The sequence below is a fragment of the Nonomuraea sp. NPDC049158 genome (assembly GCF_040648335.1).
GTDB lineage: Bacteria > Actinomycetota > Actinomycetes > Streptosporangiales > Streptosporangiaceae > Nonomuraea.
Genome location: NZ_JBEZDM010000001.1, coordinates 693990 through 707990, shown reverse-complemented (window position 1 = coordinate 707990; position 14001 = coordinate 693990). Strand labels below are relative to the sequence as shown.

The following is a 14001-nucleotide window of genomic DNA, read 5'->3' as shown; positions in this document are numbered from 1 at the left end:
GAAGAGAGCCTGGTGACCTTGGGGTCGCTAGGCTCTCTTTGTTGTTCCGAACGGCATGTGTCGTGGTTTGTCGCAATTCCCAGGAGACCCCCGTGTCAGCAGAAGCCGAATCCCCTGCCGTGGCGGACGTCGCCAAGACCCCGCCGTACGCGCTGCCGCTGTCTCGGGGGCCGTTCACGTTCGGGCTGATCGGCGGGCTGGGCGTGCTGACCGCGATCGCGATCGCGCAGATGGTCGTCAGCTCGTTGAGCGTGATCGTCCTGATCGTGGTGGCGATGTTCCTGGCGGTCGGGCTGAACCCGGCCGTCGAGGCGTTGCAACGGCGCGGGCTGGCCAGGCGGGGGGCGATCTCGATCGTGTTCGCCGGAGTGATCGTGGCGTTCGCGCTGTTCGGGCTGGCCGTGGTGCCGCCGGTGAGCAAGCAGCTGGCCGAGTTCATCGCGGCCGTACCCGGCTATGTGACCGAGCTCAGCAACCATCCGACGCTCCGGCAGCTCGACGCCGACTACCAGATCCTGCCGAAGCTGGCCACGTTCGTCACCAGCGAGCTGGGGCCCTCGCTGGCCAGCGGGGTCGTGGGGGCGGGGCTGGTGGTGCTGGACGGCGTGTTCACCACGGTGACGCTGCTGGTGCTCATGCTCTACTTCCTCGGCTCCCTGCACACCATCAAGTCGTACATGCTCAAGCTGGTCCCGGCCTCCCGGCGGGAGCGGACCGGTGAGATCACCGAGCAGATTCTCGACGGCATCGGCGGCTATGTCGCGGGCAACGTCCTCATCTCGGTCATCGCGGGCGTGCTGACCTGGATCTTCCTGTCGATCGTGGGCGTGAAGTACGCGCTGGCGCTGGCGCTGGTGGTCGCGCTCACGGACCTGATCCCGCTCGTCGGCGCCACCATCGGAGCGGTGCTGGTGACGGGGGTCGGGCTGCTCCAGTCGCTGCCCGTGGGGATCGCGTGCGCGGTGTTCTTCGTGATCTACCAGCAGGTCGAGAACTACCTGATCTACCCGCGCGTCATGAAACGCTCCGTGGACGTGGCGCCCGCGGTCACGGTGATCGCCGCCCTGTTCGGCGGCGCGCTGCTCGGCATCGTGGGCGCGCTGGTGGCCATCCCGGTGGCGGCCGCCATCGCGCTGATCATCCGCGAGTTCGTCCTCCCGCGCCAAGCCCGCGCCTGACCGTCCGTCGGCCCGCTACGGGCCGACGGACGCGGTACGGGCCCCGACGGACGCGGTACGGGCCGTCAGCGAGGTCGGGTGGCGCCGCCGAGTTCGGTGTCGAGGAACTTCGCCACGGCCGCGTTGAACGCCTCCGGCTGCTCGACCGCCGACAGGTGCCCGGCCTTCGGGATGATCTCCAGCCGGCCGTCGGGTACGGCCCGCGCCATCGCCTCCGCGTCGGCCACGGTCGCCAGCTCGTCCTCCTCCCCCACCACGACCAGCAGCGGCACCTTGAGCGCGGCCAGCGTGTCGAAGGAGTCGGGCCGCCCGGCCATGGCCCGCTGCGCCCACGCCACCGCACCGGGTGGAGCCGACTGCACGAGCCCCTTGACCCGGCCGAACACCATGGCGCGGCGCTCCTTGGTGGTGGGCCCGATCAGTGCGGGCAGCACCTCGGACACGAGCACCGCGCTGCCGTCGGACAGGACCGCCTGAGCGATGCGCTCCCTGTTCGCGCGCGCGGGCTCGGGATCCGGGCTCGCCTTGGTGTCGGCGAGTATCACGCCCAGCACCCGGTCGGGATGGCGACGGCAAAAGGCCATCGTCACGTACCCGCCCATGGACAGGCCGCCGACGACCGCCCGGTCGATTCCCTCTGCGTCGAGCAACCTGGCGACGTCGTCGGCCATGACCTCGACCGACGGCTCTTCCTCCCCCAGGCGCGACCCCCCGAAGCCGCGCAGGTCAGGCGTGATCACACGGCATGACCTGGCCAATCCTTCGCGCTGCGCCAGCCACATGGCCGACGAGAGCGGAAAGGCGTGAAGCAGTACGACCGGGAGTCCCGTACCGGCTGATCTCGTGTAAAGCTGCACGGACGCTACGGTAGACCTCTTCGCCCCGACAATCACTGCACGGCTTATGCCGATATTCGCCGCTGTGCTGACCGCTTTCTGTCACACCAGTCTTATTTACGGCCGGCAGTGGCCGGCCCCACCCGCCATACGGGGCCCGGGCCCCTCCAGGGAAACGCTCCTCCGCTTCCCCGCCTGAGCACCGTGACGTGCGCGTTCTTGACCATCCCTGCCCTATCCGATGGCCGTCGCGCCCCCATCGATGAACAGCACCTGACCCGTCATATAGGCAGAAGCCCGACTCGCAAGGAAAACAGCTGGATGGGCCATTTCCTCCGCCGTCCCCCAACGGCGCATCGGGACACTGGACACCGTCGCCTCGTTCGTCGCGGCGTCTTCCCACAGATTCCGGTTCAGGCCGGTGGCCGTCCACCCCGGGCACAGGGCGTTGACCCGTACCCCGGCCTGCGCCCACTCCACGGCCAGCGTCTTGGTCAGCGCCACCACCGCCGCCTTCGCCGCCGCGTACGAGGCGAGGAAGGGCGCGCCCAGCGCCGCCGCGGACGCCACGTTGATGACCGACCCCGTACCCCGGCCCAGCAGGTGAGGTGCCACCGCGTGACAGACCGCCATGGTCGAGTCGAGGTTGAGCCGGATGATCTTGTCCCAGCCGGACAGGCGCAGGTCCTTGAACTCGACGAGGAAGTTCGACCCACCGGCGTTGTTGACGACGATGTCGAGGTGGCCGAGCCCGTCGATCGCCCCCGCCACGGCGCCCGCGGCCGCGTCGCGGTCGGTGAGGTCGGCGGGCAGGACGACGGCGCGCCGGCCCACCGCCTCGACCTCCTTGGCGACCTCGGCCAGAGAGTCGGCCGAGCGGGACACGAGCGCCACGTCGGCCCCCGCCTCGGCGTAGGCCAGCGCGATGGCCCGCCCGATCCCCTTCGACGCGCCGGTGACCAGAGCCTGCTTACCGCTGAGATCGAACGCGCCCATGGGGGCCTCCTCGCCTCGGAACCGAACAAGATTCTATGGACCGGGGTCCGGGAACGCCACCGGCGCGGAGCTGCGAGAGCCCCGCGCCGGTCCATCATGTGCGAAACGGAGTGCTAGCCCAAGCCACCCAAGATGGTGTCGATCGTGTCGATGACGTTGTCCACGATCTTCTGGCTTCGGGCACCCAGTTCGGCGATCGCGCCGGACCTCCTGGTCAACTCGATCTCCTCATTCCGCCAGAGCTGCTTCTCGCCCTGCCCGGCGCCGGCGCGCGGCGGGAGGTTCGTCGGCGGCCGGCCTTCGGGGTACATCCTGCCGTTGCCGTAAACGGTGTAGGACTGGGTCGGCTGAGTGGTGCCGTCATTGCGATAGACCTGGCTCGGTCTTGGCTGTGCCGGCTGCCGGCTCGCCCTGGGCGGCGACTGCCGCTGTACCGCCCGTTGGCTGGTCGGCCGGTGCGCCGGACGCTGCCGCGCCTGCTGGATCCCGCGTGGGAGCCGGCCGGCCCGGTGGTTTCGCGCCCTGGCCGCCGCCGCGGCCCGCCTCTTCGCCGCCGCTTCCGCGGCCTCCCTTCTGGCCTGCCGTTTCGCCGCCGCCGCAGCCCGTCGTCTCGCCGCTGCCGCCGCGGCCTTCTTGGCCTTCTCGGCCGCCTTCTTCCTTGCCGCCGCCAGCGCCTTCTTCTTGGCCGCCGCCGCTGCCTTCTTCTTGGCCAGCTCCAGGGCCTTCTTCCTGGCCAGAGCCGCCGCCCGGCGCTTGGCCGCCGCGATGGCCGCGCGTCTGGCCGCCGCCCGTGCCGCCGCGAGCGCCGCTCGCCTGGCCGCGGCCTGGGCCAGCTTCCTGGCGATGATCCGCGCCGCGATCCTGGCCGCGATGCCGACGGCGATCCAGAACAGCTGCCCGTCGGGGTCGCTCATGGTGACGGGGCTGTTGTTGGCGTAGGCGTAGGCGTTGAGCTGCTGCGGGTCCTCCTCGTCGATGATGGGGTCGACCGACAGGAAGCGGCCGTTCTTGGAGTCGTACTCGCGGGCGCCGAGGTGGACCAGCCCGGTCGTCGGGTCGTTGCCGCCGCCGACGAAGCCGCGCTGGCCTGGCCACCACGGTGGCGCCGATCCCCGGTCCTCGCCGAACGGCGTCATCCTCCTGATGGCCAGCTCGCCGGTCCCGGCGTTGACCGCGGCCTGACCGGTGCCCTGGTGGTCGTTGGCCAGGAAGTAGACCTGGTTGTCCGGCGTGCGGACCGCGATGGGCTGGTCGTTGATGGTGTAGTAGCGGGTCTGCTCGACCGCGTCCTTGGCGAAGTCGAAGCGCAGCTCCATGTCGTCGACGTACAGGGTGGCGTCGGTCGTGGTCTTGCGGAGCAGCCGCTCGCCGTCCGCGTCGTACACGAACGAGGTCGTCTTGCCCGCCTCCGTCACCGACTCCAGGTTGCCCTCGGCGTCCCAGACCAGGGATTGGTCGGAGTTGCCGACCTTGCGCCTGGTGGTGTTGCCCGCCTCGTCGTAGGAGAACACGTCCGCCCCGACGCTCTGGAGCGCGTGCGGCTGCTTGCCGCCCGCCGCCGGGTAGGCGGAGGTGCGGACGGATTCGGCCGCGCCGCCCCAGGCGTGCTTGGTCTCCTTGGTCCGGTTGCCGGTGGCGTCGTAGGTGTAGCTGGTCGCGTAGGGGGCCACACCGCCGATCTTGTCCGACTGCGGGGTGCCGCTGGCGCAGTCGTCGGTGGCCGTCCACGCCGAGGTCATCCGGCGCAGGTGGTCATACTTGAAGCACTGCGTGTCCTGGCCGCTCGCCCGATCAGCGATCTTGGTGACGTTGCCCACGGCGTCGTAGGTGTAGTTGAGGTCGAGGTCGGTGGCCGGCGCGCTCTCCCTGTCCAGCCGCATCCTGGTCAGCCTGCGGGTGGCCTCGTCGTGGGTGTAGGTGAGCCAGGTCTTCTTGCCTCCGGCGCCCAGCTCGTACTGCAGGGTCTCGCCCAGCTTGGAATAGCGGGTCGCGGTCACGTACGACGACAGGCCGGTGACCTTGGTCGGCTGGCTGAGCTCGTCGTAGGAGTAGACGACCGACTCCTCCGCCAGGCCGCCCCCGGCGGGGAAGCTGACGGACTGGACCTGGTCGTCGAGCGTGTAGCGGGTGTTGAGCTGGTACGAACCGGCCAGCTTGCCCTCCCGCTCGGGGACGGTGACGGTCTGGCGCAGCGAGCGGTAGCTCGTGTCGATGGCGTTGATCTCCGCCTTGTACGCCTGCCCGCCCGCGTAGCGGATGCTGGCGTTCAGGTGACCCTTGGCCAGCTCGTCGTACTTCCACTCGGCCAGCAGCGGCCCGGTCGCGGAGCCGTCACGCAGCTCCTTCTTGCGGCCCAGCTCGTCGTAGCCGTACCAGAGGGTCTTGCCGCGGGCGTCGGTCGTGGTGACCAGCTCGTCGGCGTCGTTGTAGGTCATCGAGGTGACGCCCTTGTCGGGGTCCTCGGTCTTGATCTCCCGTCCGCGCAGGTCGTAGTGGTGGCGCCACACGTTGCCCGCGGGGTCGGTCACGGTGGACAGCTGTCCCCCGGGGTCGTAGGTGTACTTGGTGGACTCGTACTCGCCGGTCGGGGTCGCGCCCTTGTACTGGCGCAGCTCGATGAGACGGTCGTCGGCGTCGCCGATGCGGGTCGTCGCGGTGCCGCCCGGCGGCGGCGTCACGTGGATCCGGTCGCCTTCCTGCGTGGCGCTGACCCGGTACTTCTCCACGCCCTTCGCCTTGAGGACCTGGGCGTTGACGTCGCCGGCGCCGTCGAAGGACGACACGACCTGCGTGGGCACGTCGGCGTCGGCCACCGCGAGCAGCTCGGTGGACGGCGTTCCGGTGGCGAAGTAGCCGGTGTTGGACTTGGCCGCCTCGCCGAGCGAGTTGTAGACGGTGTCGGTGATCGTGCGCCCGTCACGCAGCGCGGGGTCCTGCGTCTGGTCGTCGCGCGGCGCGGGCTCCTGGGTCTGGCGCTCGCGCATCAGACCGTCGTACAGCTCGTGACTGGCGGTGTAGCCGCCGTCCGCGCGCAGCGTCTTCGTGGTGACGACGCTGGGGCCGTCGTTGCGCATCAGGTAGGAGTACTCGGTGTTCGGCGTCTGCCCGGACGCCTTGCTCCGGTCGGGCTGCCAGACCTTGATCAGGCGGCCGAGCGCGTCGTGCTCCATGTCGACGCGGCGGTTGTTCGCGTCGATCTCGGCGACGGGCTCGCCCCAGGCCGGTTCGAGCAGGGTGCGGTCGACGTGGCCGAGCTGGTTGGTCTCCTTGATCTCCGTCGCGGGGGCGCCCGCGGCCGGAGTGTAGGTGGTCACCGACTTGGTGCCGACCGCGTCGGTTTCGCTGGTCTCGCGGCCGTAGGTGTCGTAGGTGTGGGTGCTGTCGGTGGTCGTCGTGCCGTCCCCGGTGGCGAGCTGGACGGCGGTCACGTCGCCCTTGCTCGGCGCCTGGCCGTACGCCTTGCCGTCGTACTGGACCCGCTGGTCGGAGATCACGTCACCGGCGGCCAGCGCGGACACCCCGGTGCCGCAACCGGCGGCGACCTTCTGGATCCTGCTGGTGTAGTCGATCATCCAGGCCGTGTCGTTGCGAGCGTAGGTGTAGCGGGTGCACTGGTCGTCGTCGGCGCTGGCCAGGTCCCCCTTCTCCTCCACCTGGGTCAGCAGGCCCTTGGCGTCGTACGCGCGCTCCTCGCCGGTGCGCCGCCACTTGCCGCCGCTCAACGCGGTGCGGGTGACCATCGACTTGGGCTCGACCGCGTACGCGGTCTTGGTGACGCCGCCCTGCGTGGACTCGGCGGTCTTGAGGGACCACGGCTCCTCGGCGGTCGCGGTCAGGATGGCCCCGCCGTCACCGTCGTAGAGGATCTCCTCCCGCTCGAACCCGGACAGCTGGTCGAGGTCGTCCAGCTTGCCGCCCTCGGTGTCCACGACCTGCGCGCTGCGCTTGGAGCCGTCGGCCTGACGGTCGCCGTCCATGCCGCGGAAGTACCTGAACTCCGTGAGCGTGCGCTTGGTGTCCTGGCCGTCGCCCTCGCGCACCCGTACCCGGCCGAACCCGCGCCAGTCCGACCACGTGCGGTGCTCGGGCTTGACCAGGATGTTCTCGGCGTAGCGCCAGGCGCCGCCGTCCAGGTACTCGTAGTCGGTGACCACGTTCGGCGAGCCCGCGACCCGGTCGGCCTCCACCGTCTGCGTCACCACGTACTTGTGGAACCAGTCGGTGACCTCGGCCTCGTTCGCCGGGGCCCAGCGCTGCGGGAAGCAGCGCCTGTTGTTCTTGTCGGCGGCCGGCACGTCGCCCGGCTTGCAGTCGGCCGGGGCGTAGTTGACGCGCAGCTCGCCGCCGCTCTCGTTGTTCACGGCCTGGACGCGCCACTTGACCAGCGGGGCGCGGCCCTCGTTGGCGTCCACCCGGTTGGGCAGCTGAACACCGGTGAAGGTGACCTTGGGCAGCGTGATCGTGCCGCCCACGTGGCCACTCTGCTGGATCGACGCCAGCCACAGCGACGGGCTGAGGCCGTCACCCGTGGCGGGGAACTGGTGCGTCAGCGTCCAGGAGTCCACCGGGCAGTACTGCGCGCCCGAACACTTGGCGGTGTCGGTGTTGACCACCTGGGTGGTGACCTTGGACAGCCGCTTGCGGGTGAAGAACGTCGGCGACAGGCGGTCGGTGCACTTCACCCCGGAGTCGCAGATCTGGTCGAACGGGACATCCGGCCAGCTGCTCGCGGTCTCCTTCTTGAGCTGGTCGGCGGCGCAGGTGATCGTCCCGCTGGGCAGGCAGCGCTCGGCCACGTCGAAGAGCACGCGGGCCGCGGGCGCCTTGGTGAACAGCTCGTTCTGCAGGTAGCCGTAGTCGATGCGGGTGAGGTAGCCGCTGCGCGCGTACAGGGTGCCCAGCTCGGGCTTCATGTTGCGGCCGTAGTAGTTGTTCTCCAGGGCGTACCAGTAGGTGGTGGCGTTGCCGTGGGTGTCCACCGCGTAGTCCAGGTTCCACCGGTAGGCCTGCTGGCACCAGGCGTTGGCCGGGGTGCTGTTGTAGCAGGGCTCGCCGCTGTTGTTGCCGAACACCGGCACGGTCTGGACGGACTTCGTCTCCGGCTTGCCGGTGGCCCAGCCGGGCAGGCGGTTCAGGCCGAAGGTGAACTGGGTGCCGTCTTCGGTCGTGACGCGCCAGTACTCACCGTTGTTGTCGCCGTTCACCGCCCCGGTGAGGTATTCGATCCGGGTGCCGTCGTCGCGCTTGGGCCGCCACTGCTTGGTGGTGGCGTCCTTGACCAGCTCGACGGCGGAGTTACCGAGGGAGAGGGTCGCGTTGTCCTGGTCCCAGCACAGGTCGCCGGTCTTCTTGCCGTCGATCATGCAGGACTTGTAGCGGCGTTCGACGTAGCCGCTGGGGTTCAGCTCGAAGCCCTCACCGGCCCAGGAGGGCTGGTTGTTGGTGGAGGCGGTACGGCCGTCCACGCTCTGGGAGGAGTAGTCGATCGACAGGTCCGGCTCGTCGCCGCCCAGCGCGGGCGGCGCGCGCAGCTCGTACCCCCAGCTGAAGTCGCCGGACTGGGCGCCGACGCTCCACTGTGCCGAAGGAGCGAGCGAGGTGGACGCGTGGTCGCCCGACGACCCCGAAGGGGCCGCCGCCAGCGCGTACATCGCCGGCATGTCCACGTCGGCGGTCAACGTGCCCGCCTTGGTGTCGTTGTCGCCCGGCACCGGCTGCGGCTGCGGGCAGCCGGTCGCGGTGGCGGTCAGTACGCACTCCTCCAGCCGGACGAGCCGCAGCCGGGCGCCGTAGTCGCCACCGGAGGCGTAGCGGAAGCCCGAGTAGTCGATCGCCAGGCGGGTCTTCCCGCTCTTGGCCGTCAGTCCCTGCCCCGGTGAGACCCGCAAGGCCAGGCCGAGCAGGCCGGCCTTCTGGGTCTGGGCGGGGTCCAGCAGCTCGACGCGGGCGGGAGTGGGGGTGGCCGCCGCCTTGGCCGTCTTCGTTCCGGTCTTGGGGGCGGCCAGGCGGATCGGGAAGGTGTCGGCGCCGAGCGTTCTGGCCTGCGCGTCGCCGGTCGTGGTCAGCTCGACCGTCTGCGCCTTCGGCCAGGTGATGCCTGGTGGCGCCTTCCACGCCTGTTTCTGCGCCGGATCGGCCAGCGCCGGCAGCACCGGGACCTTCTTCCCGGTTACCGGCGTCTCTTTCTGCACATTCGGCGCGGAACGGGTCGCGGCCTGGGCGGGCATCCCCGACACCAGCGTCGAGACCATGACCACGGTCAGTGTGGCCGCCAGCCGGCGGGGCCACGACGACCGTTTCGCGGGTTGCTGTAAACGATTCCAGTAGGCTTCCGGCAGGTCTAACTCGCTCGGTTGATCCATTTCGACCTCTCCCGGTCTATATGGGGGGTTACTGGGCGGCTAGTTGGGAGATTTGCTCGGCGTTGAGCACACCGTCATAGGTGCGGACGTCGTCAACGGTCCCCGGCCAGTAGCCGGCGAAGACGCCCGCGGTCTTGGCCCGGCCGAGCTGCAGCGGGCCGGTGGCGTTCCACGCGCTTACGTGGTCGGTGATGGTGCTGGTCGACAGGCGGCCGTTGACGTAGACGCGCAGCTCACCCTGGAGCGGGTCATAGACCCCGGCCACATGGGTCCACTCCATCGGCGCGGGTACGGCGTCGGACCGCGTGCGCACCAGCGCGGCGGTGTCGGTGTCGGCGGCGGCCATGCCGAGCACCCACCGGCCCTGCTCCTTGTCGAAGCCCAGCTGGAAGCCGCTGGCCCGGGTGCCGGACTGGGAGACGGCGGCGGCGTCGCGGGTCGGCAGGTAGTCGAGCTGCGTCCAGAGCGCGACGGTGAACCCGGCCTTGGTGTTGACGGCGGGCGCGCCGGCCTGCGCGTGCCCGTTGACCCCGTCGAGCGCCAGCCCGCCGTCCAGCCAGCCTTCACCCCAGGTCGCGGCGCCGGCCAGTGTCGCGGCCGAGCCCTTGCCGGAGGAGTCGGCGGCGGTGGTGCCGGACTCCTCGTCCAGCTTCCAGTGCCCGACCAGCGTCGCGGCGCTGTTCACCAGGTCGGCGACCTCGTCGGCGAACATGGCCCGCCCATAGACGCGGACCTCGTCGAGGTCGCCGGGCCAGAATTCGGCCGCCGCCCCGTTGACCGTCCCCCTGCCGATGGCCAGGGCCCCGGTCGCGTCCCACGGCTGGGTGAACGGGACCGTCGACTCCAGCCGTCCGTTGACGTACAGGGACAGCTCCCTGGCCGCCGCGTCGTACACGCCGGTGAGGTGGGTCCACTCGCCGAGCCTCGGCGCCGCCGCCGACAGCGCGCGCACGCTCTGCGACCCGTCGGCGTCCGCGACGGTACGGCTCAGCGCCCAGCGGTCGTCGGCCTTGGAGTACTGCAGCGCGAAGCCGGCGGCCCGTGCGCCGCCCTGGCTGACCGCTGTCGCGGTGGCGTTCGTGCTGGTCAGCCGCGCCCAGGTGGTGACGGTGAAGTTGCGCTGGGTGGACACGGCGGGGCCGTTGGTCTGGGCCTGGCCGCCGGCTCCGTCGAGCCGCAGGCCCAGTCCGGTCTTGCCGGCCGTCCAGGTGGCCTGGCCGGACAGGGTGGCGTGGTGGGCGCTCGTACTGTCGGCGGCCACGGTGCCCTGGCCCTCGTCGAGTGCCCAGTGGCCGTCGGGGCCCGTGCCCGCGTTGACGTTGAACAGGTAGGTGCGTATCGGGCCCTGCTGTCCGGCACGGTCCTTGCTGCGTACCGACAGCACGTTGGGGCCGTCGTGCCGCGGGGTCAGCTGGATCGTCGCCGTGCCGTCCGCCTGGCCGGCCGCGACCTCCGCCTTCGGCGTGGTGTCGAGCCCGTAGACGTAGGTGGCGACGTCGGAGACGCCGTTGGGGGCGAAGGTGAAGGAGCCGGCCCGGCCGACGCCGTCGTTCCAGCCGCCCTCGGGGTACTGCGGCGACGTCACGACCGGCTCCTTGCCGGGGGCCGAGGCGTCGACCGTGGCCTCGCACCAGGGGCCCCAGGCGCTGTTGGCCTTGCCGTCCTCGGCGCGGACCCGCCAGCGGATCACCGAACCGTCGGCGTAGGCGCCCGCGGGAACCTGCGCGTAGAAGGCGCTGCCCGTGCTCTGCAGCCCGGTGACGAACTCACTGACCTTCACACCGGCCGCGGTCCACCACTCGAACCGGCCCTTGACCGAGTTGTCGACGTCACGCAGCTTGGCCCACAGCTTCGGCGTCGTGCCGCCGATGACCGGCCGCGCGTCGCCGGAGACGCAGACGCCTCCCGGGTCCGACCACATGTCGGCCGCGACGGGCGCGGACGGCAGCGAGTTGTACTCGATCACCAGGCTGGGGTTGTTCTTGAACTTCTTCCAGCCGTAGTTGTCGCCCTCGTCCGTCGCCCTGAGCCCGATGGTGATGTTGGGCCAGCTCTTCGCGGCGGCATCCACGACCTGACTGGTGACGTTGAACTCCACGCCACCGGGCAGGCAGGACGATCCCCAGCCCTTCGCCACGTTCTGGGTGTCGAGGAGCTTGACCCACGTCGGCTGCTTGTTCCAGGTGGTGGCCTTGCTGATGGAGTTCGTGGACCAGGCTTCGACCGGCCGCTTGGTGCACGAGTAGGACCACGTCTCGTACGTCCGCAGCGTGCCCTTGATGATCTGCTTGCCGTGGATCGTCGAGCCGGTGTTCATCTGGAAGAACGACCTGTTGGTCTGCCCGGGGACGTGTCCCGCCCGGGCGACGTCGTTGGCGTTCAGGAAGTTGGAGGTCGGGTTGTTGCTCCAGACGGAGGTCCACGCGCCCCGGGCCGCCGAGAAGAACGGGTCGAGGTAGACGGGATAGCGGGTCGCCGGGTCCTCGATCATGCCGCGATGCGGCTTGAGCAGCAGCTTCTTGCCCACCAGTCGCAGGCCCATCACCTCGTGCCGGGCGTCGGCGGGTGAGCCTTCCCCGGCGGCCGGCGTGCGCGCGGCCGAGGATCCGGAGGAGTCCCACATCATCGGCGGCGAGGCGGTGAAGATCGTGCCGCCGTTCGCGTCGTTGGCCTCGAGGTTGCCGCCCTCGGTGGACTTCATCGACAGGCCGGAGGTCGAGATCGGGAAGCTCAGCTCGGCCAGGGCCTTGTTCTCGGCCGCCGCCCGCGACTTGACGACCAGGAGATGCGAGAAGCCGTCGACGTCCGCCTTCACCTGAAGGTCCACGCCCGGCAGCACTTCGGCGTAGGTCGCGGTGTCACCGCTCAGCGTCGGCTTGGGCAACTGCCCCGGCCAGCCGAGTTCGAGTGCCTTGCCGCCGCGGGCCATCCGGGCGATCGGCGCGTCGCCCCCGCCGGAGAACCGGAGATCCACCGAGGTGGCGACCGGGGCGATCGTCCCGTCCGGCTGAAACCGGAGCGCCGCGTCCGCGGCCACCCAGCCGCCCGCCTTGCGGACTCGTACCGGCCGCGCGTACTGCTCCAGGAGGAGGGTGCCGCCCGGCTGGGCGAAGACCTGGCGCGTCTCGGTGCGCATCGCCTCCACCTCGACCGGCCGGCCATCACGGCGGGCCAGTGCGAGAGCGGACCTCTCCCCGGGGGTCCCGTTGGTGCTCTGTTCTCGAAGGGTGGTGTCCGTGCCCTTGTGTCGCGCACTGGCGACGGCGTCCAGATGATCAAGGGGCCCTGCCACTACCGCCCCTGCCAACATCACCACGACCAGACCACGAACTACGCGCATCCACCCTCGCCGCTGCCGAGCCAGGGACGCCACGCAGGTCAGGCCCGCCCGGCGTCTCTGCGATCTTCAATTGACGATCGGATTGTCACCCGGAATAGACGATTCGTCTAGATCCTTCGGCGGATTTCATCAAGAACTGCACGATGTCCGAAAATTATCGCCAAGTCAGGCGTCGACGGGCAGCGGAGCCGCGGCCGGGTTCACCCGCCTGACGATCTGGTCCAGCACGACGCGTACGTACGGCTCACCCACCCACAGGTGTTTGGCCCCGTCGACCCCGATGACCTCGGCCTGCGGCACCCGCGCGAACCGCCGCCTGGCCTCCTCGGGCCGCAGGTAGTCGTCGAACTCCGGCACCAGCGCCACCAGCGGCCGACCGAATTCGGCCCACGCGTCGAGGTCCTCGTCCGTGGCCCGGTGCAGCGGCGGCGAGAGGAGGATGGCGCCCTCCACAAGCGGGTCGCGGGCCCACTTCAGGGTCAGCTCGGTGCCGAACGACCAGCCGACCGCCCACACATGCGGCAGATCGTGGTATTCGGCGTACTCCAGCGCCGCCGCCACGTCGAACCGCTCCCCCTCCCCTCCGTCGAAGGTGCCGGAGGAGGTGCCGCGCTCGGAGGAGGTGCCGCGGGTGTTGAAGCGGAGGACGGCCAGGTCGGCCAGGGCGGGCAGGCGGTTGGCCCCCTTCTTGAAGACATGGCTGTCCATGAACCCGCCGTGCGTGGGCAGCGGATGGAAGGTGACCAGCGTCGCCACGGGGGGCCGGTCGAGGGGCAGGGCCAGCTCGCCGACCAGGGTCTGGCCGTCGGCCGTGTGCAACTCGATCGGCTCTCGCCGGGCGGGCAGCACCGTCGCCGCGCGAATCTCCAAGGTCGGTCCCTTCAGTGTGATCTTGCCCCTGGGGAGGGGCTTGTCGCGGCCGCTCAGCAGCGGCCGCAGCGGGGGCGCGGAGGAGGCCGGGCCGCTCAGTAGCGGCTGCGGCCGGGGCCGCGGTCCAGTCTCTTTCGCCAGCACGCCGGGTGCCAGTGGCGGCGTTCGTCGTCGCCGCCGCTCCAGCTCGGCCAGGCCACCAGGTGCGGCTGGCCGCCGCGGATCTCCTGGTCGCAGCCGGGGCAACGGTAGTCCTTGGTCGAGGTGGAGCCGGTGAGCATGCGTACTTTCCACTCGCCGTCCGGCCATTCCTCCACCCGCTCCATGCCCCCGGGCAGGCCCAGCGGGCGAGAGGACTCCCTGCGGCGGGCGCGGCGCGGGCTCATGGCTCCGTCCGTACGAACATCTCGCCGGCCCCC

General features: G+C 70.4%; 7 protein-coding genes. 1 reads left to right on the top strand and 6 read right to left on the bottom strand.

From position 1 onward, the window contains the following. Positions 1 to 92 precede the first annotated feature (92 nt). Entirely contained in the window at positions 93 to 1178 is a 1086-nt protein-coding gene (locus tag AB0B61_RS03090) for an AI-2E family transporter (protein ID WP_358427093.1), read from the top strand. A gap of 65 nt (positions 1179 to 1243) precedes the next feature. Here the strand turns inward: AB0B61_RS03090 and AB0B61_RS03085 are convergent, their stop codons facing one another. From AB0B61_RS03085 to AB0B61_RS03060, 6 genes are all read right to left on the bottom strand, one after another. Further along, positions 1244 to 2035 (bottom strand): alpha/beta fold hydrolase, encoded by a 792-nt coding sequence (locus tag AB0B61_RS03085; protein WP_358427090.1) that lies wholly within the window; start codon positions 2033 to 2035, stop codon positions 1244 to 1246. 213 nt (positions 2036 to 2248) lie between these two features. Then, entirely contained in the window at positions 2249 to 3010 is a 762-nt protein-coding gene (locus AB0B61_RS03080; RefSeq protein ID WP_358427087.1) for an SDR family NAD(P)-dependent oxidoreductase, read from the bottom strand. A gap of 113 nt (positions 3011 to 3123) precedes the next feature. Next, on the bottom strand, positions 3124 to 9261 hold the full coding sequence (locus tag AB0B61_RS03075; protein WP_358427084.1) for an RHS repeat-associated core domain-containing protein: 6138 nt from the start codon (positions 9259 to 9261) through the stop codon (positions 3124 to 3126). A gap of 139 nt (positions 9262 to 9400) precedes the next feature. Next, positions 9401 to 12508 (bottom strand): LamG-like jellyroll fold domain-containing protein, encoded by a 3108-nt coding sequence (locus tag AB0B61_RS03070; protein ID WP_358427081.1) that lies wholly within the window; start codon positions 12506 to 12508, stop codon positions 9401 to 9403. A 369-nt stretch (positions 12509 to 12877) separates the two neighbouring features. After that, positions 12878 to 13582, bottom strand: a complete 705-nt coding sequence (locus tag AB0B61_RS03065; RefSeq protein ID WP_358427078.1) for an alpha/beta fold hydrolase — start codon at positions 13580 to 13582, stop codon at positions 12878 to 12880. Positions 13583 to 13677: 95 nt separating this feature from the next. After that, complete coding sequence (locus tag AB0B61_RS03060) at positions 13678 to 13968, bottom strand: ATP/GTP-binding protein (RefSeq protein WP_358427075.1); 291 nt, start codon at positions 13966 to 13968, stop codon at positions 13678 to 13680. Positions 13969 to 14001 lie beyond the last annotated feature (33 nt).

What these genes read in the sequence shown, in the direction of transcription:
- AB0B61_RS03080 (WP_358427087.1), bottom strand. Translation starts at nt 3,010, where the DNA reads ATGGGCGCGTTCGATCTCAGCGGTAAGCAGGCTCTGGTCACCGGCGCG.
- AB0B61_RS03075 (WP_358427084.1), bottom strand. Translation starts at nt 9,261, where the DNA reads ATGGTCTCGACGCTGGTGTCGGGGATGCCCGCCCAGGCCGCGACCCGT.
- AB0B61_RS03070 (WP_358427081.1), bottom strand. Translation starts at nt 12,508, where the DNA reads ATGCGCACCGAGACGCGCCAGGTCTTCGCCCAGCCGGGCGGCACCCTC.
- AB0B61_RS03060 (WP_358427075.1), bottom strand. Translation starts at nt 13,968, where the DNA reads ATGAGCCCGCGCCGCGCCCGCCGCAGGGAGTCCTCTCGCCCGCTGGGC.